Genomic DNA, 23,625 nt, shown 5'->3' with positions numbered 1-23,625 from the left:
GCTTGCCCGCGACAGCGTGAGCCCAGACACACTTAGATGAACTGACACACCGCAATCGCGGGCAAGCGCGCTCCTACGGCCTCCGGCCAGAAACCGGTCGCGCGTACGACACAAACCCCGTAGCAGTCCGGCTTGCCGGCGTCGGCGATCCCGCGGCCGCCCCCCGCTGGCAAGCCGTGCTGCTACGGGTTCGGGTTGTTCTCAAAAGGCATGACCATCCCAATCCCCCGTAGGAGCGCGCTTGCCCGCGACAGCGTGAGCCCAGACACACTTAGATGAACTGACACACCGCAATCGCGGGCAAGCGCGCTCCTACGGCCTCCGGCCAGAAACCAGTCGCGCGTACGACGCAAACCCCGTAGCAGTCCGGGTTGTTCTCAAGAGGCATGATCACCCCGATCCCGTGTAGGAGCGCGCTTGCCCGCGACGGCGTGAGCCCAGACACATTTGTATAGGCTGACCCACTGCAATCGCGGGCAAGCGCGCTCCTACGGCCTTCGGCCAGAAACCGGTCGCGCGTACGACGCAAACCCCGTAGCAGCCGGGCTTGCCCGCGGGATCGATCTTGAGGACGCCCCCGCCGGCAAGCCGTGCTGCTACGGTTTTGCGGCGAACCCAATCCGGTGCCCGCCCGATTTCCCGGGGCATAAAAAAGCCCCGCCGGGCTGAACACCGGGCGGGGCTTTTTGGGGGAAGGCTGGAATCAGTCTTCTTCGCCCATTTGCGATTGCAGGTAATTCTCGATGCCGACCTTGTCGATCAGGCCCAGCTGGGTTTCCAGCCAGTCGATGTGCTCTTCTTCGGACTCCAGGATGTCCTCGAGCATTTCACGGCTGCCGAAGTCGCCAACGGTTTCGCAATGGGCGATGGCCGCTTTCAAATCTGCGTGACCCTTGCGCTCGATCTTGAGGTCACACTCCAGCATTTCCTTGGTGTGTTCGCCGATCAGGATCTTGCCCAGGTCTTGCAGGTTCGGGATGCCTTCCAGAAACAGGATGCGCTTGATCAGTTTGTCAGCGTGCTTCATCTCGTCGATGGATTCTTTGTACTCGTGCTTGCCCAGCTTGTTCAGGCCCCAGTCTTCGTACATGCGTGCATGCAGAAAATACTGGTTGATCGCGACCAGCTCGTTTCCGAGGATCTTGTTGAGATGCTGGATGACTGTAATGTCGCCTTTCATGATCGAGGTCCTGTCGAAGATGTTCGTATATAAGCCGCAAGTCTGAGCTTCGAACAATCGCCTGTCAAACCTAAGTTATTGAATAATAAGTGAAAATTAATAGGAATAAGAATGTTTTTGTTCCGCATCTTATCGCTAACTAGTTGAATTACAGGCATAAAAAAACCGGACACTGGGTCCGGTTCTTTGAAATTCGCTGAATCAGGCAGCAGAAAATTCTGCAGGGTAGGCAAGGGCCGCCTGGGTCGTTTGCAGTTCAGTCAGGGTTTCACGCACCACTTCCTTCGCAAGGCAGGCACATTTCCCACATTTACTGGCGACACCCAAGGTCTCGCGCACTTCACGATAGCTGCAACATCCTTCCATGATCGCTTCGCGGATTTGTCCGTCGGTGACACCTGTGCAGAGGCAGACATACATAAAAAAAGGACCGTCGCTGAGTTATTTGCGATATGGGACGGATACTAATGTTAATGAGAATGCTTGTCAAAACTACTTCCCAACCTTCAGATGAACGCCGATGAACGGTCGGGTGAAGGGATGCTAAAGCTCACGTTCCACTGTAGCAGCACGGCTTGCCGGCGGGGGCGGCCTCAAGATCGCTCCCGCCGGCAAGCCGTGCTGCTACGGGGTGTGCGAGCATAAAAAAACCGGCCACGGGGGCCGGTTTGGGAGGGCGCAGCAGGCTTCAGTCGTCGAAGTCGTGCCAGCCGCCCATTTCCTTCCAGCGGTTGACGATGCCGCAGAACAGCTCGGCGGTCTTCTCGGTGTCATAGCGGGCCGAGTGGGCCTCGCGACCGTCGAAGTCGATGTCCGCCGACTGGCAAGCTTTGGCCAGCACGGTCTGACCGTACGCCAGGCCCGCCAGGGTTGCGGTGTCGAAGCTCGAGAACGGATGAAACGGGTTACGCTTCATGTCCAGGCGCGTGACGGCCGCGTTGAGGAAGCCCAGGTCAAAGCTGGCGTTGTGGCCAACCAGGATCGCCCGCTTGCAGCCATTGGCCTTGAGGGCCTTACGCACGCCGCGGAAGATGTCGGTCAGCGCAGTCTCTTCGCTCACCGCCATGCGCAGCGGGTGGTCGAGCTTGATCCCGGTGAACTCCAGGGCCGCCGCTTCGATGTTGGCGCCTTCGAACGGCTCGACGCGGAAGAAGTAGGTGTGTTCCGGGAACACGAAGCCCTTGTCGTCCATACCGATGGTGGTCGCTGCAATTTCCAGCAACGCATCGGTAGCGGCGTTGAAACCTCCGGTTTCTACATCGACCACGACCGGGAGGTAGCCGCGAAAGCGTGCCGCCATCGGGTGCCGGGAGCCTGTGCCGCCGCCGGAACCTTCCTGTTCGTCGTCGTAAAGGTCTTCACTCACGCGTTTTCCTCCAGCAGGCGCCAGCGCAGTTTTTCACCGGCGCGCAGCGGGATGACCGACAGCTCGCCAAACGGCAGGCTGGTAGGGGCGGTCCATTCTTCACGAACCAGCGTGATGGTCTCGGTGTTGGCAGGCAGGCCGTAGAACGCCGGACCGTTGAGGCTGGCGAAGCCTTCGAGTTTGTCCAGCGCGTTGCGCTGCTCGAACGCTTCGGCATAGAGCTCGATGGCGGCGTAGGCGGTGTAGCAGCCGGCACAGCCGCAGGCGGCTTCCTTGGCGTGCTGGGCGTGAGGTGCCGAGTCGGTGCCCAGGAAGAACTTGCTGCTGCCGCTGGTGGCCGCGTCCAGCAGGGCAACCTGGTGGGTGTTGCGCTTGAGGATCGGCAGGCAGTAGAAGTGCGGGCGAATCCCGCCAACCAGCATGTGGTTGCGGTTGTACAGCAGGTGATGGGCAGTGATGGTCGCGCCGACGTTGGCCGAAGCCTCGTTGACGAACTGCACGGCATCGCCCGTGGTGATGTGTTCGAACACTACCTTGAGCGTCGGGAAACGCTCGACCACACGGCGCATGTGCTCATCGATGAAGATCTTTTCGCGGTCGAACACGTCGATGTCGCCGCGGGTCACTTCGCCGTGAATCAACAGCGGCATGCCGACTTCAGCCATGACTTCCAGCACATGGAAGATCTTGTCGACGCTGGTCACGCCGGAGTCGGAGTTGGTGGTCGCGCCGGCCGGGTACAGCTTGGCCGCATGCACGAAGCCACTAGCCTTGGCGGCGCGGATGTCTTCGGGCTGAGTCACGTCGGTGAGGTAAAGCACCATCAATGGCTCGAAACGGCTGCCTTGCGGACGCGCGGCGAGGATGCGCTGGCGATAGGCATCGGCCTGCTCGGCGTTGCGTACCGGCGGCACGAGGTTCGGCATGATGATGGCGCGGCCGAAGGTGCGGGCCACGTCGGCGACGGTGTGGGGCAGAACAGCGCCATCGCGAAGATGGATATGCCAGTCGTCGGGGCGCAGGAGGGTCAGGCGGTCGGACATTGGGAATTCCAGGCGGGTAAAACGTGCCCGAATGCTACCGGAAAAGACTCCTTCAGGCACTCGCTATCAAGTTTTGCAGGAACTATCCGATAGAGATGTGTAAGCGATAAATCTTGTTACGCGGTAAATTTTTTGTGGAGCCTCCCGTGCGCCAGCGATATCTAGCCCTGCTCAGCGCGTTTGCCAGCCTGCCCGCGATGGCACTCACTTTCCAGACCCGTCTGGAGAATATCGAGTGGAAGGTGGAAGGCGACCAGTTCGAGTGCCGCCTGAGCCAGCCGATCACCGACTTCGGTGCGGGCGAGTTCGTGCGTCGAGCGGGCGAGCAGGCGACTTTTCGCCTGAAGGCCAATGGCTACAGCCTGGCGGCAGGTTCTGCGACGCTGATTGCCGCCGCTGCGCCATGGCAGCCAGGTCGTGGCGATCTGAACCTGGGCGCGGTGAAAGTGGGCAACGGGGACATTCCTTTCAACACCAGCCAGGCCCAGGCGAGCCGGCTGATCGCGGGTCTGATGGAGGGCCGCAGCCCGGTCATCCGTCACAGCCTGCGCGACGGCGGCGGGGCGATGGAAGTTCGTCTGTTGCCGGTCAAGTTCACCTCGGCCTACAACCAGTTCCAGGCATGTACGGCCAAGTTGCTGCCGATGAATTTCGATCAGGTCAGCAAGTCGGAGATCGGCTTCCCGGCTGGCGGTATCGAACTCGATGCCCAGGCCAAGCGCCAACTCGACACCGTGCTGGCTTACATGAGCGCCGATCCATCGGTCAATCGCGTCGAACTGGACGGCCACTCCGATAACAGCGGCAATCGCCTGACCAACCGTGACCTGTCCCGCCGTCGGGCGCTGGCGGTCATGGACTATCTCAAGGCCCAGGGCATCCCGGAAGAGCAGATCACCGTGCGCTTCCATGGCGAGCAGTACCCGCTGGTACCCAATACCAATAATGCCAACCGGGCGCGCAACCGCCGGGTGAACATTCATCTGGAACGTGTCGCGCAGTTGAAACCGGCAGTGGCGCCGGTGCAGGCGCCTGTACAGCCGCCCTCGCAACCCCCGGCACCGGTCCCGGCGCCTGCACCTGTGCCTGCGCCAGCGGCCACGCCAACGCCAACCTCTACGCTGGGTTCGCCGCCAAAAGCCTCGTGATTGGGGTCGTGTGTTCGACAGATTCTGTCGCTTCGTCGTCAGAAGCTGTCGCGACACTGTAAATCCACGGGTTTGAACGGTAGAATCATCGGTTTTCCGTACAACGCGTTGGAGTGATGGCATGGCGGACGTAAACAAGGTAGTTCTCGCGTATTCCGGTGGCCTGGATACTTCGGTAATCCTCAAGTGGCTGCAGGATACGTACAACTGCGAAGTGGTGACCTTTACCGCTGACCTGGGTCAGGGCGAAGAGGTCGAACCAGCACGCGCCAAGGCGCAAGCCATGGGCGTCAAAGAAATCTACATCGACGATCTGCGCGAAGAGTTCGTGCGTGATTTCGTCTACCCGATGTTCCGCGCCAACACCGTCTACGAAGGCGAGTACCTGCTGGGTACCTCCATCGCCCGTCCGCTGATCGCCAAGCGCCTGATCGAAATCGCCAACGAAACCGGCGCCGACGCCATTTCCCACGGCGCGACCGGCAAGGGTAACGACCAGGTGCGTTTCGAACTGGGCGCCTATGCACTCAAGCCGGGCGTGAAAGTCATCGCCCCATGGCGCGAGTGGGACCTGCTGTCCCGCGAGAAGCTGATGGACTACGCCGAGAAGCACGCGATCCCTATCGAGCGTCACGGCAAGAAGAAGTCCCCGTACTCCATGGACGCCAACCTGCTGCACATCTCCTATGAAGGCGGCGTGCTGGAAGACACCTGGACCGAGCACGAAGAAGACATGTGGCGCTGGACCGTTTCCCCGGAAAACGCGCCTGACAAGCCGCAGTACCTGGAACTGACCTACCGCAACGGCGACATCGTCGCGCTGGACGGCGTCGAAATGACCCCGGCTACCGTATTGGCCACCCTGAACAAGATCGGCGGCGAGCACGGCATCGGTCGTCTGGACATCGTCGAGAACCGTTACGTGGGCATGAAGTCCCGTGGCTGCTACGAAACCCCGGGCGGCACCATCATGCTCAAGGCGCACCGCGCCATCGAGTCGATCACCCTGGATCGCGAAGTCGCTCACCTCAAAGACGAGCTGATGCCTAAATACGCCAGCCTGATCTACACCGGCTACTGGTGGAGCCCTGAGCGTCTGATGCTGCAACAGATGATCGACGCCTCCCAGGCTCACGTGAACGGTGTCGTTCGCCTGAAGCTGTACAAGGGCAACGTGATCGTCACTGGCCGCAAGTCCGATGACTCGCTGTTCGACGCCAACATCGCGACCTTCGAAGAAGATGGCGGCGCTTACAACCAGGCCGATGCGGCGGGCTTCATCAAGCTCAACGCACTGCGCATGCGCATTGCCGCGAACAAGAACCGCAAGCTGTTCTGATCGCTGACCGCGTGAGATGCAACCCCGCTGCGGGGTTGCATCTGCCTCCAAATGCATCGAAAGTTTAACGGTCAGGTCGTCGGGTTATTTATCTGAATGGCTCAGACCCGTCAGAAGACGGCTGTTCGGGTTCGTCGATTTTCCCCGGGCTTTTGAATTCAAAGCGGTAAGCCTTGCCGATGTTCCAGACGTCGCGCACCGAAAGTCCCAGCAACTGTGCGATCTCCGGCACCGTATAACCCAGCGTCGAGTAATGCATTGCGTGGCCAGCCACGGTGTCATCGACGGAGGTGGTTTCCCGGTTACGCAGCGACCGTTTCCCCCTGACGGGCCTGCTGTCAACGATCTTCACGCCATGCTCGCTCGCCAGCCGCCTGATTTCCTTGCGGTTCATCCGCAGCGAATACTGAATCGCGGTCACTCCCGCCCCTTTGGCCACCAGCCCCTTGAGCTGCTCCAGCTTCGCGTTGATCAACGTTTGCGGATCGGGCTGCGCCGCTGGTTGTGCCGTGGCTGAATCCCTGCTGGCCGAGGCTCCTTCAGCAACCACATTGATGATCCCTCCCTGGGCGACATAGCGTTCGATGGCCTGGGCAATCTCTAGGTTTTCAGTAAAGGTCTTCGCTGTTAATTCTGCTTTTCTGGTCATGGTTTATTCCTTTGAACATGTAGGTATAAGGCGTAGCCCGGCGAACATGCAGGTGCCCGGATAACTTTCACGCATCGGCTGCGGCATGTTCAGGGTTGGCCGAAGCCCGCTCGCGCTCGACATCAAGGCAAGATAAATAGCGGAATGGTGGTCAGGGTGTTACAACTCGGGATTGGCTTAGTGTGCCGTTTTAGTTGTCGGATTAGAGCGGTAATTCATAAAAAAAGTAACGATTGAATTCGGGATTTGCAAGTGGAAAATATTTTTTTGAAAGAGTTTTTCAAAAGTGATTTCCAAGTTCTTACATGGGAGGCGCAGCGGTCTGTCAGTGTTGTAGTATTTTTCTTATTTGAGCGAAGTTGTCTGGATTTAATAAGAAGAATGGTATTACGTAGGCGTCGGAAGAATGCTTTGCCGCACAAACGTTACTGATGAGGCTGCATGACTACTCCTGCCGATTGACTCAGACCTGGGGCGCCTCTTCGATTCATGACAAAAAAACGCTGGCTGCTCTGCGCCGAAGGGCCCGGCGGGACGAATGATGCGGATTCAGAAGTTTCCGAATATGTCGTAGGCTTTTTCCGTAAATATATATGTATGTAAAAAGACTTTTTCCAGTGTGTATTTTTCAACCACGCCGTTCGCTGAACGAGTCGTGGTGTGACTTGCAATATTTTCTGGTGGTGCACCTCTGGCATGTCCGCGCGATGCGCTTATTCTGATCGAATACGCCACCGCAAGGTTCGCTGGCCCGAAAGTCGGCCGGGCCGGCAAGGGGGCAGGGTCGGTTCAAGGCGCGCCGCCAGGATGAGTCGTCAGCCTTTCATTTTGGAAAGATCGTCCGCCGGGCGCGTATATATTCTTCACGTCGCGCTCGGACCGATCGAATAGTCCCATGAGGTATTACGCAAATGGACGAGCATGCTGTAGTAATGGGCGTGTGGGTTGTGTGGCCTACGCGCCATGAGCCTTCATCGCAGCTCACAGGAGTTCATCAGGCAGAGAAAGACAAATGGAAGCCCTGCCAATGAACGCATATAAGTCAAAAAATGTAGGAAATTTCTGTTGCTTGAGTGGGAAAGGTCTTTGCCTGCTTGTACAGCGGGAGGAGCGCCATGCAAAGCACTAAACGACTAAGCTATTGTGCGGGCTCTGAAAATTCGAATAGCGAAGAATGGATTGCTCATGAATAAAGTGTTGATCGTGGATGATCACCCTGTCATTCGACTCGCCGTGCGCATGTTGATGGAGCGCCACGGTTACGAGGTCATCGCCGAAACGGATAACGGTGTGGACGCGCTGCAACTGGCGCGGGAGCATTTGCCCGACATCGTCATCCTGGACATCGGCATTCCCAAGCTCGACGGCCTGGAGGTCATCGCCCGTCTCACGGCCATGACATTGCCCTTCAAGGTGCTGATCCTGACGTCCCAGTCCCCCGGGCATTTCTCGATGCGCTGCATGCAGGCGGGCGCCGCAGGCTACGTGTGCAAGCAGCAGGACCTCACCGAGTTGCTCAGCGCGATCAAGGCCGTTTTGTCCGGGTACAGCTATTTCCCGAACCAGGCGCTGCACACGGTGCGTTCCAGCCTAGGCAATGCCAGCGAGGCAGAGATGGTCGATCGCCTGTCGGCGCGGGAAATGATGGTGCTGCAGCAGTTGGCGCGTGGGAAAACCAACAAGGAGATTGCCGATGGCATGTTTCTGAGCAACAAGACGGTCAGTACCTACAAGACCCGGTTGCTGCTCAAGCTCAACGCCCACTCGCTGGTGGACCTGATCGAACTCGCCCAGCGCAACGGGCTGGTGTAGGGATGGGCGTACATCCCTACCGGAATCTTGCAGGCTGCCCCAATTGAATTCATGTCGTCAGGCCTGGCCTCTCATGCTGCCCGAGAGGCTGTTGGCGCCCGAAGATCAGAGGTCGAAGTCGTAGTCCGCCAACTGCTTCTGCAAACGGCGTTCTTCCAGCAGGTTGTCGATGGTGCGGCGCTTGCTGAGGTTGGTCTTTGCGGTTTCCGCAGGTACTTGCGCGGCTTCGTCTGTATCTGTGGATACGAAGTCGTCGTCTACATCCATCTGCTCTTTGTCAGTACTCATGAAAGTCGACTCCAGGCTTAGACTGTCTTTGGCGGACCTTATAACGACAAACCTCGACCGGGTAAAAAAGATTTTTTCAATCGATCAACCCCTGTAAACGCTATCGCTCAATCGTCTGAGGTTTTCTGCTTGAATTCGCACAGGTCCTCGATTCTGCAACTGCCGCAGCGGGGCTTGCGGGCGATGCACACGTAGCGGCCATGCAGAATCAGCCAGTGATGGGCGTCCAGCAGATAGTCCTTGGGGACGAACTTCATTAACTTGTTTTCGACCTCCACGACATTCTTGCCGGGTGCAATGCCGGTGCGATTGCTCACGCGAAAAATGTGGGTGTCCACCGCCATGGCCAGTTGCCGGAACGCGGTATTGAGCACGACATTCGCCGTCTTGCGTCCCACGCCGGGCAGTGCCTCAAGGGCTTCGCGGGTCTGCGGCACTTCTCCGCCATGCAGTTCGACCAGCATGCGGCAGGTCTCGATGACGTTCTTGGCCTTGCTGTTGTACAGGCCGATGGTCTTGATGTAGTCCGACAGCCCTTCGACGCCCAGGTCGTAGATCGCCTGGGGCGTATTGGCAACGGGATACAACCGGGCGGTCGCCTTGTTGACGCCTACGTCCGTGGCTTGAGCGGAGAGGATGACCGCGATCAGCAGTTCGAAAGGTGTGGTGTAGGAGAGTTCGGTTTTAGGGTCGGGATTGTCCTCGTGCAAGCGACGAAAAATTTCCAGACGTTTTGCTGCATTCATGAGAGGCGCTTTCCCTGGGAAACGGTCGTGTCGGGCGTCGGGTGTTCTGGCAGGTTCAAGCCGGGCCGGGTTCAAGGGCCTTGAGTGTGTGTTCGGCTTGCATAACCTGATCGCTCAAGGCGGCGATGTCCTCACTGGAGGCTTCAGCAGCCTGGGCCTTCTTCAGCGCGGCGCGACTCATCGCCAATTGAATCTTCGCGCGGTTCAGGGTGGCCTTGTCAGCTTTTTCCATCGCAGCGGGCGGTGCAGGCTGCGCGGCAGCCTCCCGCGATTCAGCGGCCTGCAGTTTCGCCAGCACCTCTTCAGCATCATCCAGCTCGCGCTGCATGACCACCAACTGCGCGGCTTGCTCGGCAATGGGCGGATGACCGAAGGCTTTCAGTGATTTGTTCAACTGGGCGCGGCTCATGGCAACGTTGATCCGTGCCTGTTTCAGTGCCGCCTCGGCATCCGGGGCTTTCTGGGCGCTGATCCTCGCCAGTGCGGCCTGTACCGGGTCCGGCGTGGCCGCTCGTGGCGCTGTCAGCGGCTGCTTGCGCGCCAGGCGTTCTGCCTGTCGCTGGCGTTCCTCACGCTGCAACCTGGCGTTGCGTGCTTCGAAGCGCTGGCGAGCGTGATTGCGTTTGGCTGTGCGCTCGGCTCGTTGAGCGTCGTTCGCCGCCAGGCCGCCGACAATCGGTACCACGGTCGCCAGGGGCAGGGGAAGCATGTCGATGCAGTCCACGGGGCAGGGCGCCACGCACAGGTCGCAGCCGGTGCACTCATCGACGATGACCGTGTGCATCAGCTTCGCGGCACCGACGATGGCATCCACCGGGCACGCCTGAATGCACTTGGTGCAGCCGATGCATTCGGCTTCGCGGATAAACGCGACCTGAAGCGGGGCGCTGCCGCGTTCGGTGTCCAGGGCGATGACGTTGACATTCAGCAGGTGCGCCAGGGCTGCGATGGTTTCATCGCCGCCAGGAGGACACTTGTTGATCGCTTCACCGCTGGCGATCCCTTCGGCGTAGGGCTTGCAGCCGGGGTGGCCGCATTTGCCGCACTGGGTTTGCGGCAACAGGGCGTCGATGCGCGAAATAAGGCTCATGATTTGACCCGGCCAACGCCCCGCAAGAAACGTTGGCCACGTGCAGGGTTACTTGATGCGCTGACCTGGCTTGGCGCCGCTGTCAGGGCTCAGCAGGTAGATCTCTTCGCCACCAGGGCCTGCCGCCATCACCATGCCTTCGGAGATGCCGAAACGCATTTTGCGCGGCTTGAGGTTGGCGATCATCATGGTCAGGCGACCTTCCAGTTCGGCGGGGTTCGGGTAGGCGCTCTTGATGCCGGAGAACACGTTGCGCTTCTCGTCACCGATGTCCAGGGTCAGGCGCAGCAGTTTGTCGGCACCTTCCACGTGCTCGGCCTTTTCGATCAGCGCGACGCGCAGGTCGATGGCGGCAAAGGCGTCGAAGTCGATTTCCGGCGACAGCGGGTCCTTGGCCAGTTCGCCATTGCCTTGTGGCGCGGAACCGGTGTCGGTGGCGCTGGCGGCGAGGTCTTCTTTCGAGGCGTTGGTCATGGCTTCCACTTTGGCCGGGTCGATACGGGTCATCAGGGCCTGGAACGGGTTCAACTGATGGTTGCTGAGCAGGGTCTGGTGGTCGTCCCAGGTCAGCGGGGCGACGTTGAGGAACTGTTCGGCGTCGGCCGCCAGGTTCGGCAGCACCGGCTTGAGGAAGATCACCAGTTGGCGGAACAGGTTCACGCCCAGGGCGCAGATGGCCTGGACTTCGTCCTGCTTGCCTTCCTGCTTTGCCAGCGACCACGGCGCCTTGTCGGCGATCCAGGCGTTGGCGCGGTCGGCCAGGGCCATGATTTCACGCATGGCACGGGCGAAGTCGCGGGCCTCGTAGGCTTCGGCGATGCTTGGGGCAGCGGCGAGGAAAGCGTCGGTCAGCTCCGGCGCGGCATTGCCGGCCACCAGCACGCCCGCGTTGCCCTTGTGAATGAAACCTGCGCAGCGGCTGGCGATGTTGACCACCTTGCCGATCAGGTCGGAGTTGACCTTCTGCACGAAGTCTTCGAGGTTCAGGTCCAGGTCGTCGACGCCACGGCCCAGCTTGGCCGCGTAGTAGTAACGCAGGTACTCCGGCGACAGGTGCTCGAGGTAGGTGCGCGCCTTGATGAAGGTGCCGCGGGACTTGGACATCTTCTGGCCGTTGACGGTCAGGTAGCCGTGCACGTTGATGCCGCTCGGCTTGCGGAAGCCCGAGCCTTCGAGCATGGCCGGCCAGAACAGGGCGTGGAAGTTGACGATGTCCTTGCCGATGAAGTGGTACAGCTCGGTGGTCGAATCCTTGTTCCAGAACGCATCGAAATCCAGGCCCGGGGTGCGGTCGCACAGGTTCTTGAAGCTGGCCATGTAGCCGATCGGTGCGTCCAGCCAGACGTAGAAGTACTTGCCGGGTTCGTCCGGAATTTCAAAACCGAAGTACGGCGCATCGCGGGAGATGTCCCACTGTTGCAGGCCCGAGTCCAGCCATTCGGCGATCTTGTTCGCCACGGCGTCCTGCAGGGTGCCGCTGCGGGTCCAGCTTTTGAGCATGGCGTCGAAGGCAGGCAGGTCGAAGAAGAAGTGCTTGGAGTCCTTGAGTACCGGGGTCGCGCCGGAAATGGCCGATTTCGGGTCTTTCAGGTCGGTCGGGGCGTAGGTTGCGCCGCATTTTTCGCAGTTGTCGCCGTACTGGTCTTCGGTGCCGCACTTGGGGCAGGTGCCCTTGATGAAGCGGTCGGCCAGGAACATTTTCTTTTCCGGGTCGAAATACTGGGTCACCGAACGAGTGGCGATGTGCCCGGCGTCACGCAGACGGGTGTAGATCAGGCTCGACAGCTCGCGGTTTTCTTCGGCGTGGGTCGAGTGGAAGTTGTCGAAATCCACCAGGAAGTCGGCGAAGTCACCGCTGTGCTCGGCCTGGACATTGGCGATCAGCTGTTCAGGGGTGATCCCTTCCTTTTCCGCGCGCAGCATGATGGCCGAGCCGTGGGCGTCGTCCGCGCACACATAAATGCACTGGTTGCCGCGGTGCTTCTGGAAACGCACCCACATGTCGGTCTGGATGTACTCGAGCATGTGGCCAAGGTGAATGGAACCATTGGCATAGGGCAGGGCGCTGGTGACGAGGATCTTGCGTGGCTCGGACATGGGGCTCGGCTACTTGAAGTGAAACGGAGGTCGGTAACTATAAAGGCCTGAGCGTTTTTTTTCATCCCGCAGATGCGCGATCTGCGGCGTTCGCGAAATCTGGATACAACATCGCCGGTCGCGGGCAAGCGCGCTCCTGCAGGATTGAAGTCGGACACACCCGTAGCAGCACGGCTTGCCGGCGGGGGCGTCTTCAAGATCGCCGACGCCGGCAAGCCGGACTGCTACGTTTCGTTTACCTCAACCCTGTAGGAGTGAGCTTGCTCGCGATGGCGGCCGCAAAATCGCCCCCGCCGGCAAGCCGTGCTGCTACGGGTCGGTGGTGTGTTTTAGATTTTGATCCTGATCTTCGTCCGCGATGGTGCAGACGACGCCGGGCGCGACGTTAAGGCGCCAGGCCGAGCGCAGGCGTCGTGCAGGGGGATGAGCGGCAGGGATGCCGCGAAAGCCGTGCGGGCCATGGATGGCCCATCATGGCGTGCCCCCGGAACGGCGCCGGAGTCGAGGGAAGTCCGAAGGACCCTAGCCAGGAGCAAATGGTTTGCCTACTTTCCCGGAAGAAAGTAGGTCGCCCGTAAGGGGCGAAACCCTAAAGTCCAACCACCGCGAAAACGGATCAACCCCCAATCCCAAAGTCACCCAGCGACGCGGAGCGTCTAACCAGGCGTTACCACGCGCAGCGTGGGAACGATCAACAAGGACGGCAGAAAAGCCGGATGCAAAACCCGCCCCCTCTCACCTGACAGACGCGGTAGGATAGCCGCCTGTTTTGCTCAGTCTTTTTCGGGAGTGACCCATGAGCGCCGTGAATCGCGCAACGGTGGAAGCCGTCCTTCGCCAGTATACCGATCCTTATTTGAATCAAGACCCGGTCAGCGCCGGTTGCGTGCGTGCCATCGACATCGAAGGCGACCGCGTCAATGTGCAGCTGGAACTGGGCTACGCCGCCGACCTGTTCAAGAACGGCTGGGCGCAGATGCTGCAAATGGCCATCGAAGGCCTGGAGGGCGTGGCCTCGGCCAAGGTCCAGATCAACACGCTGATTACCGCGCACAAGGCCCAGGGCCAGATCCCGGGCCTGGCCAGCGTCAAGAACATCGTTGCCGTGGCCTCGGGCAAGGGCGGCGTGGGTAAGTCCACCACCGCCGCGAACCTGGCATTGGCGCTGTCCCGCGAGGGCGCGCGAGTGGGCATTCTGGACGCCGACATCTATGGCCCAAGCCAGGGCGTGATGTTTGGCATTCCCGAAGGCACCCGACCCCAGGTCAAGGACCAGAAATGGTTCGTGCCAATCCAGGCCCATGGCATCGAAGTCATGTCGATGGCCTTCCTGACCGACGACAACACTCCCATGGTCTGGCGCGGGCCGATGGTCTCCGGCGCACTGCTGCAGCTCATCACCCAGACGGCCTGGAACGACCTCGATTACCTGGTCATCGACATGCCGCCAGGCACCGGCGATATCCAGTTGACCCTGGCGCAAAAGGTCCCGGTGGCCGGTGCGGTCATCGTCACCACCCCGCAGGATCTGGCGCTGCTGGATGCGAAAAAGGGTGTCGAGATGTTCCGCAAGGTCAACATCCCGGTGCTGGGCGTGGTCGAGAACATGGCCGTGCACATCTGCTCGAACTGCGGCCATGCCGAGCACCTGTTCGGTGAAGGTGGCGGCGAGAAACTCGCCTCGCAGTACGGCGTGGAATTGCTGGCGTCGCTGCCGTTGTCGATGCTGATCCGCGAGCAGGCCGACGGTGGCAAACCCACGGCCATCGCAGAGCCTGAAAGCCAGATCGCCATGGTCTACCAGGAGCTGGCCCGCCATGTTGGCGCGCACATTGTGTTGCAGGAAGCGGCAACGCCTGCGATGCCCAGCATTTCCGTCAGCGACGATTGAGTGGCTGCCGTTCCCGCGCAACAGGTGCGGGAACGGCAAGGCTCACACCTCCAGTGCGCGCAGGCGCTGTCTGCGCGTCTCCTCATCCGGCATCTGGCTGGCCAGCAGCGTGAAGTCGAACTCGATCTCGGCGAAACGCCCGCTCACTCCTTTCGCATCGGCGGCTGCCGGGTCATCGTTGAAGTGAATCTCGGCGATCAATTCGTCTCGAGTGGCGTAGGCGAAATCATCGTGCAGGTATTTGTCGCCCGCCAGATTGATCTGGGTCGTCAGATGGCGATGACCAGGCGCGCTGATGAAGAAGTGGATGTGCGCCGGGCGCTGGCCGTGCCGACCGATGGCGTCCAGTAGCTGCTGGGTCGGGCCGTCCGGCGGGCAGCCGTAGCCACTGGGCACGATGCTGCGCAACTGGTAGCGGCCGTCGGCGTCGGTTTCGATGCGCCGACGCAGGTTGTAGTCCGACTGACTGCTGTCGAAATACGAGTAGCTGCCAAGGGTGTTGGCGTGCCAGACGTCGACGATGGCGCCGGCCAGCGGCTGGCCGTCAACGTCCAGCACCCGACCCTGCATGAACAGCACGGTGCCCGGATCGCGGCCATCGTCCAGCCGAGCGAAATGCTTGCTCAGTGGAGCGCCTGCGACATACAGCGGACCTTCGATGGTGCGCGGGGTGCCGCCCTCCAGGCCGGCTTCGGCATCCTGGGCGTCCAGCAACAGGTCCAGATAGTGCTCAAGTCCAAGGCCCGCGGCGAGCAACCCGGCCTCGCTGCGTGAGCCCAGCACGTTCAGGTAGTTCACGGCGGTCCAGAATTCTTCGGGGGTCACCTGCATGTCTTCGATCAGGCGCACGCTGTCCTGCAGGATGCGATGAATCAGCGCTTTGAGTCGCGGGTTGCCTGCGTCGTTGTGCAGGCCGCTGGCCTCTTCGAGAAATTGCCGGGCAGCCGCCGTTTGGGAAATTTTCACGGTCATGAACGCATCTCGTCTTCTTGTTGTGGTGTGCAGGCAAGCCTTTGCCTGCGTCGTTCACCTCAGAGCAAGCCTGATGCCAATGTGCCAAATATCTGTTAACTGTCTGTTTTTATTAAATAAATGCATTTGTTCATTGCGACCTCCAAGCGAGCCGGCTTGAGCAGATGCTCAATTGGGCTCGCCGGGTTGCTCAAATGATCAATGTTCCCCCGGTGCTTCCTCTGCCGGGCCTTTCTTGAGCCGATAGGCCAGGGCTGGCCGCGTCATGCCCAGCAGCCGTGCCGCCTCGGAGACGTTCTGCTGACTGCGGTCCAGTGCCGCCTGCATGAGTTGGTCCTCGACCGATGCGAGGTTGATACCGGCATCGAAAATCTGATCGATCCAGGCCTGCGCCTGTTTGCCGGTCTGGCTGGCCAGGCGCCCGTCGCTGGTCAGGCCCACGCTTGGCGACGGTGGCGGGTCGTTGGGAAAGAGTGAATCGACCGCGATGCTCTGGTTCACGTCGGTGATGATGACCCCGCGCTCCATCAGGTTTTCCAGCTCGCGGATATTGCCCGGCCAGTCGTAGTGCAGGCAGGCTTGCAGGGCGCGGTCTGACAGACCCAGGGTCTTTTTCCCATAGCTTTCGTGCAGCTTGTCGAGGAAGTGCTCGATCAGCAGCGGGATGTCTTCGCGCCGGTCGCGCAGTGCCGGAATGTTCACCGGGAACACGTTCAGGCGATAGAACAGGTCGGCGCGGAACCGCCCGGTCTTGACCGCGTTTTCGAGGTTTTCATGGGTGGCGGCGATCACGCGCACATTGACCCGCCGCGTCTGGGAATCACCCACACGCTCCAGTTCCTGCTCCTGCAGGACGCGCAACAACGAAGCCTGGGCACGCGGGGTGAGTTCGATGATTTCGTCGAGGAACAGCGTGCCGTTGTGGGCGCGTTCGAAGCGGCCCATGCGCGACTGCTGGGCACCGGTATAGGCGCCTTTCTCGACACCGAACAGCTCGGCCTCGATCAGGTCCGGCGGGATCGCGGCGCAGTTGAGCGCCACGAACGGGCCGCCCGCGCGCTCGCTGCGCAGGTGCAGGCTGCGGGCGATGACCTCCTTGCCGACCCCGGTTTCACCCAGTAGCAACACCGACGCCTTGCCCGCAGCCACCTTGTCGATCAGCGAACAGGTCTTGCGATAGACCGCCGACTCGCCGATGCCATAGAACTGCCCGGCCGCCTGTTGCAGGCGTTGGCGCATGTTGGCGACCTGGACCTGCAGCACTTGCAGTTCGTCGATGATCGGATCGCTCTGGAAGTAACGCATGAAGGTGTCGGCATCGTCCCATTGTTCCGCCGGTTTGCCGATGATCCGGCACTTTTCGTCACCGCAGCCGCGGCAGCTCACTTCTTTGTAGAGGATCTGCCGGCCCAGGAAAAACGAGCTGTAACTGATGGCATAACCCAGCAGCATCCAGCACACCGGCTGTTCGGAATGCAGGTGTTCGGACGCACAGTTTTCCACCTCGAAAGAGTCCTGCCACTCGATGTCGGCGTAGAAATGGCCGTTGTCCAGGTCGATGTCGATTTCCTGGGGCAGGACGTTGACCATGCCCTTGAGCGAGTGCAGTTGGGGGCCGGTGAAAAACATTTCGACATCGCTGCCATGGGGACGCAGCTTGCGGGCGAGTTCGGCGTCCTTGAGCCCGGATTGATAGCCCAGGCGCAGGAAAAATCCCTTGGCCCGCTCGATGCCGAGCATCTCGATCAGCTCGCGTCTGCAGGACGCCATCATCGACACCTGGACCAACAGCATGCGCTGTTCCTCAAGCCAGATCTTGCCTTCGGTGCCATGAAAGCGAACCTGATCGGTCAGGTCCTTGAGCGCCGGCGCAGGCTGCGACGCTTTGTACGTGGTCATCATTGATACGCCCCTGATTTGTAGTTGTTGGGGTGGCGTTGAGGCTTGCATCGCGACCTCGGTTTTGGCTCAGGCCGGTCGCGCTTTTCTTTTTCTAAGCGGCCTGAAAGCGCGAGAAAAGTCAATCGCCCGAATCGATTTGTCATTTGCGTGAGTGGCGGCTTGGGCTTGATCAAATGGTGAATCCGGCGGGCGCGATCAGCCGCCAGCAGGCGCTGGTGCGAAGTGCCATTGAAAATATAACTATCTGAAATAGAAAGGAAAAATAGAGAGTTTGGCGATTTTTTACTGCGCTGGCACAGCCGTTGCTGAGGACCCTTTGCCTTGACCGGGCAAGCCTCAGCAGGAGTTGCCGAACATGAACAACAACACCCCCTTCGACCAGATGCAGCGCTACGTGCGAGTACGCAGTGGTCCGGACGAAACCTTCGTCGAATTCGACTTCGCCATCGGCTATCCCGAGCTGTTCGTCGAGCTGGTCCTGCCGCGTCGGGCCTTCGCGCTGTTCTGCGAGCACAACAACGTGCAGCACATGGATGCGGCCATGGCCCAGGCCGTGGACGACGACATGCGCAAGTGGCGATACGGCGAGGGCAATGAGCCCACCGAGCATTGAGCGCCGCCCATCCCTGGCCTGCCCGAACACCTGACGCACCCATAAAAACAACAGGACTCTGTCATGAGTATCGAGATTAAAACCACCACCGTGGAGCCCATCAGGCACACCTTCAGCCACACCCGCCGGCGCTTCGGCGACAAGCCTGCCAGCCGTTACCAGGAGGCCAGTTTCGATATCGAATCGGCCACCAACTTCCACTACCGGCCCCTGTGGCAACCGGACAAATTGCTCAACGACGCCAGCCGCACCGCCGTGGTGATGGCCGACTGGGGTGCGATCAGCGACCCTCGCCAGTTCTATTACGGCGCCTACGTGCAGGCCCGGGCCAAGATGCAGGAGAACGCCGAGCACGACTTCGCCTTTTGCGAAAAGCGCAACCTGCTGGCCGGCCTCAACTCCGTTCAACGGGAGCAGATCACCCGCTTATTGCTGCCCCTGCGCCATGCCGAGCTTGGGGCGAACATGAACAACAGCGGCATCGCCGCCGACGGTTTCGGCACCAGCCTGACCCAGATGCACATGTTCACCGCCATGGATCGCCTGGCCATCGCGCAGTACCTCTCGCGGATCGGGCTGATGCTCGAAGACGATGGCCTGGCCTTGCTCGCCTCGGCCAAGCAGCAATGGCTTGAAGATCCGGCCTGGCAGGGCATGCGCCGCTACGTCGAGGACACCCTGGTGGTGCGTGACTGGTTCGAGCTGACCCTGGCGCAGAACCTGGTCAGCGATGGCCTGGTGTACCCGCTGCTGTTCCAGGCGTTCGACGAGCAACTGAGCGCCAACGGGGCAGGGCAGGTCGGGATGCTGACCGAGTTCATGCGCCTGTGGTTTGCCGAAAGCCAGCGCTGGGTCGATGCGCTGATCAAGACCGTGGCCGGTGAGAGTGCCGCCAACCGCGAGCTGATCGAAGGCTGGATCGCCCACTGGCGCCCTCGTGCCGTGCAGGCGCTGGCACCACTGGCGGATATCGGACCTGGCGCTGACGCACTGACCTCTATCGACAACGACTTTGCAGCCCGCCTGAAGAAGCTTGGCCTGGCCGGAGGTGCCCAATGAATTCCCTCGTGTACATCGCGTTCCAGGACAACGACAACGCCCGTTACATCGTCGAGGCCATCGCCCAGGACAACCCTCACGCCCAGATCCAGCACCAGCCGGCCATGATCCGCGTGCAGGCCCCCAACCGCCTGGAAATCCATCGCGCCACGGTCGAGGAAAAGCTCGGCCGCGCCTGGGACGTGCAGGAAATGCTGATCGACGTCATCACCCTGGGCGGCAACGTCGAGGAAGAAGACGACAGCTTTGTCCTGCACTGGAACTGACACGCGCAGCCACTTCGCCAAGAACAAGAACCGGAGAACATCATGGTCGCCAAGCGCCTGAATCAGAAAGACAAATACCGTTGCCTGACCCGCGATCTGGGTTGGGAGCCGAGCTATCAGACCAAGGAAGACATCTTCCCCTACGAGCGTTTCGAGGGGATCAAGATCACCGACTGGGACAAGTGGGAAGACCCTTTCCGCCTGACCATGGACGCCTACTGGAAATACCAGGCCGAGAAAGAGAAGAAGCTCTACGCGATCTTCGATGCGTTCTCGCAGAACAACGGTCACACCAACATTTCCGACGCCCGCTACGTCAACGCGCTGAAGCTGTTCCTGTCCGGCGTGACGCCGCTCGAATACCAGGCCTATCAGGGCTTTGCCCGGGTCGGCCGGCACTTCGGCGGCACCGGCGCGCGGGTCGCCTGCCAGATGCAGGCCATCGATGAACTGCGCCATGTGCAGACGCAGATCCACGCCATGAGCCACTACAACAAGCACTTCAACGGCCTGCATGACTTTGCCCACATGCACGACCGGGTGTGGTTCCTGTCGGTGCCCAAGTCGTTTTTCGAGGATGCCCGCACCGCCGGCCCGTTCGAATTCCTCACGGCCATTTCGTTCTCCTTCGAGTACGTGCTGACCAACCTCCTGTTCGTGCCGTTCATGTCGGGCGCCGCCTACAACGGCGACATGGCGACGGTCACCTTCGGCTTCTCGGCGCAGTCCGACGAGGCGCGGCACATGACTCTGGGCCTTGAGGTGATCAAGTTTCTGCTCGAACAGCACGAAGACAACGTGCCGATCATCCAGCGCTGGATCGACAAGTGGTTCTGGCGCGGCTACCGGCTGCTGACGCTGGTGGGGATGATGATGGACTACATGCTGCCCAACAAGGTGATGTCCTGGGCCGAGGCCTGGGAGGTGTATTTCGAGCAGGCCGGCGGCGCGCTGTTCAAGGACCTTGAGCGCTACGGCATTCGTCCGCCCAAGTACGTCGAGCAAGCCAATATCGGCAAGGAGCACATCTCCCACCAGGCCTGGTCGATCTTCTATCAGTACAGCCAGGCGACCAACTTTCACACCTGGATGCCCACCGACGAGGAGCTGGACTGGCTGTCGGCCAAGTACCCGGACAGCTTCGACAAGATCTACCGCCCGCGTTTCGAGCATTGGCGCGCCTTGCAGGAAAAGGGCGAGCGCTTCTACAACCCGACCTTGCCGATGCTGTGCCAGATCTGCCAGATCCCGCTGTCGTTCACCGAGCCGGACGACCCCAACACCTTGAGCCATCGCAGTGCCGAGTACGAGGGTGAGCGCTACCACTTCTGCTCCGACGGTTGCTGCGACATCTTCCAGTACGAGCCGGTGAAGTATGTGCAGGCGTGGCTGCCGGTGCACCAGATTCTGCAGGGCAACTGTGGCGGCGCGGATGTCGAGTCGGTGGTGCGCGACTACTACAACATTCATTCAGGGCAGGACAACTTCGAGTACCAGGACTCGCCCGAGCATCGGCGCTGGCAACAGTGGCACCCCAACGGCAAGGGTGCGGCCCACGCCCCGATGGCCGACCAGGCGCCACCGGATACCGATACCCCGCGCAAGGCTGGTTGACTCGACCCGCGGCGGGTGCCGGTCGCCCGCCCTTTTTTATAAGAACAAGGAAACACACATCATGTCCGTGATCGCCATCGGCAACTACAGCGCCGAACCCCTGGACCTGCAACGCAACTTCCACGGTGCGCAACTGGTGTACCTGTGCTGGGAAAACCACCTGCTGTTCTGCGCGCCGTTCACCTTTCCGCTGCCTGCGCAAATGGGCTTCGGCGACTTTCTCACCCAGGTGCTCACCCCGGCCATTTCGCAACATCCGGACGCCGCCTCGGTAGACTTCAGCGCCGCTCGCTGGCGCCTCAACGACGCGCCTTTCACCCCGGACAACACCTTGAGCCTCGGGGACAACGGCATTACCCACAAGAGTCTGCTGCACCTGTCCACGCCAGGCCTGAACGGGTTGGCGGGCAGCGGCAACTGAGGAGGTCGCCATGAGTTATCAAGTCACCATCGAGCCGACCGGCGAGCAGATCGAGGTCGAAGAGGGCCAGACCATCCTGCAGGCGGCCCTGCGCCAGGGCGTGTGGCTGCCGTTCGCCTGCGGGCATGGCACCTGCGCGACGTGCAAGGTGCAGGTGCTGGAGGGCGAGGCCGATATCGGTGCCGCATCCTCTTTTGCCCTGATGGACATGGAGCGCGATGAAGGCAAGGTGCTGGCGTGCTGCGCCGTGCCCCAGAGCGATATGGTCATCGAGGCCGACATCGACGTCGACCCGGACTTCAAGGGTTACCCGGTCACCGATTACCGCGCGGTGGTCAGCCGGATCGTGGACCTGTCGCCGACCATCAAGGGTATTCACCTGAAGCTGGACCGACCCATGGCGTTCCAGGCCGGCCAGTACATCAACCTGCAGTTGCCGGGCATTGAAGGCACGCGGGCGTTCTCCCTGGCCAACCCGCCGGCACAGGCCGACGAGATCGAACTGCACGTACGCAAGGTCGACGGCGGAGTGGCCACCGGCTTCATTCATGAGCAGTTGCGCGAGGGCGACGGCGTCGAGGTCTCGGGGCCGTACGGGCAGTTCTTCGTGCGGGGATCACAGGCTGGCGACCTGATTTTCATCGCCGGCGGGTCGGGTCTTTCCAGCCCTCAGTCAATGATTCTGGAACTGCTGGCCCAGGGCGATAAACGCAGCATCGTGCTGTTTCAGGGCGCGCGTACACGGGCCGAGCTGTACAACCGTGAGCTGTTCGAGGGGCTGGCGCTCAGGCACGCCAACTTCGTGTACGTCCCGGCCCTGAGCCAGGCTGCCGAGGATGAGCAGTGGTCTGGCTTTCGCGGCTACGTGCACGACGCAGTGAGAAAGCACTTCGACGGCCGTTTCAGCGGCAACAAGGCCTACCTGTGCGGTCCGCCGCCGATGATCGACGCGGCGATCACCTGCCTGATGCAGGGCCGGCTGTTCGAGCGCGACATCTTCATGGAGCGCTTCTACAGCGCAGCCGACGGGACGGGCGAGTCGCAACGCTCGGCGCTGTTCAAGCGCATCTGACACCACGCTTTTCGCAAACCGACACCCTTGCTTCCTGATCCCGAGATCAGGAGGCGGGATGCGCTCGACCCATAACAATAAAAAGGTTGATTCTGATGGCTGAAAAAAACACAGGTACGCTGCTTCCCGTTTCCATGCTCGCACTGCTGGGGCTCTGCTGCGGCGCGCACGCTTCCGAGGGAGGCGGCAGTTCCTACCCCATGGGGGCGGAAAACTACATGTCGGGGGCCATGCCGCCACCCGGCTTTTACGGGCAGTTGTTCGTCAATCACTATGAGGCAGACAACTTGCGGGGCAATGATGGCAAGAAGCTTCCAGTGGATTTTCAGGTGCGCGCCAACGCGATCACGCCACGGCTGATCTGGGTTACTGACCAGACCCTGCTGGGCGGCAGTTTGGCCATGCACGCCATCGTACCGCTGGTGGATCTGAAGGTTTCGCTCAATGGCCAGTCCCAGAGCAAGCAGGGGCTGGGTGACGTGATTTTTGGCACGGCGCTGGGATTTCATCACAGCGATAAACTTCACAGCATCGTGTCGCTGGATTTCATCGCGCCGACCGGGCGCTACGACCGGGATGACCTGACCAATATCGGCCGAAATTACTGGGTGTTCGAGCCGGTTTACGCCTTGTCCTACATCGACCCGGACGGGCTGAATGTGGACACCAAGATCATGTACGACTTTAACCGCAGGAACCCTGACACCGACTACCGTTCCGGGCAGGAACTGCACGTCGATTACGCGGTGGGCTGGGGGCTGGGCAATGGCTGGGTGCTGGGTGTGGGCGGGTACATGCTGCGCCAGACCACCGACGACCGGCAGGACGGCCACACCATCGAAGACAACAAGGGCCGGGCGTTCGCCATCGGGCCTTCAGTCAAGTACACCAGCAAGGACGGCTGGTTCCTGACGGCCAAGTGGGAGTCGGAAACGCAGGTGAGAAACCGCGCCCAGGGCGATGCCTACTGGCTGAAACTGACTGTGCCGTTCTAAACCACAGGCATAAAAAAACCCCGCTGCGAGAGCGGGGTTCTTATCAAGCGAGGAAGCGCAAG

General features: G+C 60.7%; 22 protein-coding genes. 11 read left to right on the top strand and 11 right to left on the bottom strand.

The genetic code is table 11. The features are described from left to right. Positions 1–703 precede the first annotated feature (703 nt). From bfr to pyrC, 4 genes are all read right to left on the bottom strand, one after another. Complete coding sequence (gene bfr, locus ACIPO9_RS20160; protein ID WP_400604470.1) at positions 704–1,180, bottom strand: bacterioferritin; 477 nt, start codon at positions 1,178–1,180, stop codon at positions 704–706. 201 nt (positions 1,181–1,381) lie between these two features. Continuing rightward, positions 1,382–1,600 carry a bacterioferritin-associated ferredoxin gene (locus tag ACIPO9_RS20155; protein ID WP_274135103.1) on the bottom strand — a complete coding sequence of 73 codons (219 nt, stop codon included), beginning with the start codon at positions 1,598–1,600 and terminating at the stop codon, positions 1,382–1,384. Positions 1,601–1,868: 268 nt separating this feature from the next. Continuing rightward, positions 1,869–2,546 (bottom strand): ribonuclease T, encoded by a 678-nt coding sequence (gene rnt / locus ACIPO9_RS20150; RefSeq protein ID WP_274136763.1) that lies wholly within the window; start codon positions 2,544–2,546, stop codon positions 1,869–1,871. After that, entirely contained in the window at positions 2,543–3,589 is a 1,047-nt protein-coding gene (pyrC, locus tag ACIPO9_RS20145; protein ID WP_400783012.1) for a dihydroorotase, read from the bottom strand. The genes rnt and pyrC overlap by 4 nt, the downstream gene beginning before the upstream one ends. 146 nt (positions 3,590–3,735) lie before the next feature. Between pyrC and ACIPO9_RS20140 the strand changes: the two genes are divergently transcribed. Beyond that, positions 3,736–4,737 (top strand): OmpA family protein, encoded by a 1,002-nt coding sequence (locus ACIPO9_RS20140; protein WP_400783010.1) that lies wholly within the window; start codon positions 3,736–3,738, stop codon positions 4,735–4,737. 121 nt (positions 4,738–4,858) lie between these two features. Beyond that, positions 4,859–6,076: an argininosuccinate synthase gene (locus tag ACIPO9_RS20135; protein WP_274136758.1), complete on the top strand. Its 1,218-nt coding sequence runs from the start codon at positions 4,859–4,861 to the stop codon at positions 6,074–6,076. A gap of 88 nt (positions 6,077–6,164) precedes the next feature. On the opposite strand, the gene ACIPO9_RS20130 is transcribed toward ACIPO9_RS20135, so the two are convergent. Further along, on the bottom strand, positions 6,165–6,725 hold the full coding sequence (locus ACIPO9_RS20130; RefSeq protein WP_400783007.1) for a hypothetical protein: 561 nt from the start codon (positions 6,723–6,725) through the stop codon (positions 6,165–6,167). Positions 6,726–7,910: 1,185 nt separating this feature from the next. Between ACIPO9_RS20130 and ACIPO9_RS20125 the strand changes: the two genes are divergently transcribed. Beyond that, positions 7,911–8,537 (top strand): response regulator transcription factor, encoded by a 627-nt coding sequence (locus ACIPO9_RS20125; RefSeq protein WP_274136755.1) that lies wholly within the window; start codon positions 7,911–7,913, stop codon positions 8,535–8,537. A gap of 105 nt (positions 8,538–8,642) precedes the next feature. Here the strand turns inward: ACIPO9_RS20125 and ACIPO9_RS20120 are convergent, their stop codons facing one another. The 4 genes from ACIPO9_RS20120 to metG form a co-directional block, all read right to left on the bottom strand. Continuing rightward, the gene (locus ACIPO9_RS20120) at positions 8,643–8,825 is read right to left on the bottom strand and encodes a PA3496 family putative envelope integrity protein (protein ID WP_274136753.1); all 183 of its coding nucleotides are present in this window, start codon (positions 8,823–8,825) and stop codon (positions 8,643–8,645) included. 107 nt (positions 8,826–8,932) lie between these two features. After that, positions 8,933–9,571 (bottom strand): endonuclease III, encoded by a 639-nt coding sequence (gene nth / locus ACIPO9_RS20115; protein ID WP_400604460.1) that lies wholly within the window; start codon positions 9,569–9,571, stop codon positions 8,933–8,935. Between the two features lie 55 nt (positions 9,572–9,626). Further along, complete coding sequence (gene rsxB, locus ACIPO9_RS20110) at positions 9,627–10,661, bottom strand: electron transport complex subunit RsxB (RefSeq protein ID WP_400783004.1); 1,035 nt, start codon at positions 10,659–10,661, stop codon at positions 9,627–9,629. Positions 10,662–10,709: 48 nt separating this feature from the next. After that, positions 10,710–12,758: a methionine--tRNA ligase gene (metG, locus tag ACIPO9_RS20105; protein WP_400783001.1), complete on the bottom strand. Its 2,049-nt coding sequence runs from the start codon at positions 12,756–12,758 to the stop codon at positions 10,710–10,712. A 796-nt stretch (positions 12,759–13,554) separates the two neighbouring features. Here metG and apbC point away from each other — a divergent pair. Further along, complete coding sequence (apbC, locus tag ACIPO9_RS20100; protein ID WP_400782999.1) at positions 13,555–14,649, top strand: iron-sulfur cluster carrier protein ApbC; 1,095 nt, start codon at positions 13,555–13,557, stop codon at positions 14,647–14,649. Positions 14,650–14,691: 42 nt separating this feature from the next. Here the strand turns inward: apbC and catA are convergent, their stop codons facing one another. Beyond that, on the bottom strand, positions 14,692–15,621 hold the full coding sequence (catA, locus tag ACIPO9_RS20095) for a catechol 1,2-dioxygenase (RefSeq protein WP_400782997.1): 930 nt from the start codon (positions 15,619–15,621) through the stop codon (positions 14,692–14,694). A 198-nt stretch (positions 15,622–15,819) separates the two neighbouring features. Continuing rightward, the gene (locus tag ACIPO9_RS20090) at positions 15,820–17,523 is read right to left on the bottom strand and encodes a sigma 54-interacting transcriptional regulator (RefSeq protein WP_400782995.1); all 1,704 of its coding nucleotides are present in this window, start codon (positions 17,521–17,523) and stop codon (positions 15,820–15,822) included. A 355-nt stretch (positions 17,524–17,878) separates the two neighbouring features. On the opposite strand from ACIPO9_RS20090, the gene ACIPO9_RS20085 reads away from it, so the two are divergent. The 7 genes from ACIPO9_RS20085 to ACIPO9_RS20055 all read left to right on the top strand — a co-directional run bounded on the left by ACIPO9_RS20085 (position 17,879) and on the right by ACIPO9_RS20055 (position 23,563). After that, entirely contained in the window at positions 17,879–18,136 is a 258-nt protein-coding gene (locus ACIPO9_RS20085; protein ID WP_400782992.1) for a phenol hydroxylase subunit, read from the top strand. Positions 18,137–18,199: 63 nt separating this feature from the next. Continuing rightward, positions 18,200–19,195 carry an aromatic/alkene monooxygenase hydroxylase subunit beta gene (locus tag ACIPO9_RS20080; protein ID WP_400782990.1) on the top strand — a complete coding sequence of 332 codons (996 nt, stop codon included), beginning with the start codon at positions 18,200–18,202 and terminating at the stop codon, positions 19,193–19,195. Beyond that, positions 19,192–19,461: an MmoB/DmpM family protein gene (locus ACIPO9_RS20075; protein ID WP_400782989.1), complete on the top strand. Its 270-nt coding sequence runs from the start codon at positions 19,192–19,194 to the stop codon at positions 19,459–19,461. Before ACIPO9_RS20080 ends, ACIPO9_RS20075 begins: the two co-directional genes overlap by 4 nt. A 42-nt stretch (positions 19,462–19,503) precedes the next feature. After that, on the top strand, positions 19,504–21,075 hold the full coding sequence (locus tag ACIPO9_RS20070; protein WP_400782987.1) for an aromatic/alkene/methane monooxygenase hydroxylase/oxygenase subunit alpha: 1,572 nt from the start codon (positions 19,504–19,506) through the stop codon (positions 21,073–21,075). Between the two features lie 61 nt (positions 21,076–21,136). Next, positions 21,137–21,496, top strand: a complete 360-nt coding sequence (locus ACIPO9_RS20065; RefSeq protein WP_400782985.1) for a phenol hydroxylase subunit P4 — start codon at positions 21,137–21,139, stop codon at positions 21,494–21,496. Positions 21,497–21,506: 10 nt separating this feature from the next. Continuing rightward, positions 21,507–22,568, top strand: a complete 1,062-nt coding sequence (locus ACIPO9_RS20060; protein WP_400782983.1) for an NADH:ubiquinone reductase (Na(+)-transporting) subunit F — start codon at positions 21,507–21,509, stop codon at positions 22,566–22,568. Positions 22,569–22,702: 134 nt separating this feature from the next. Beyond that, complete coding sequence (locus tag ACIPO9_RS20055; RefSeq protein ID WP_400783026.1) at positions 22,703–23,563, top strand: transporter; 861 nt, start codon at positions 22,703–22,705, stop codon at positions 23,561–23,563. Positions 23,564–23,625 lie beyond the last annotated feature (62 nt).

The sequence above is a fragment of the Pseudomonas sp. NPDC090203 genome (assembly GCF_044746765.1).
GTDB lineage: Bacteria > Pseudomonadota > Gammaproteobacteria > Pseudomonadales > Pseudomonadaceae > Aquipseudomonas > Aquipseudomonas putida_AD.
Note: the sequence above shows the minus strand (reverse complement) of the source record. Positions and strands in the feature narration are given on the sequence as shown.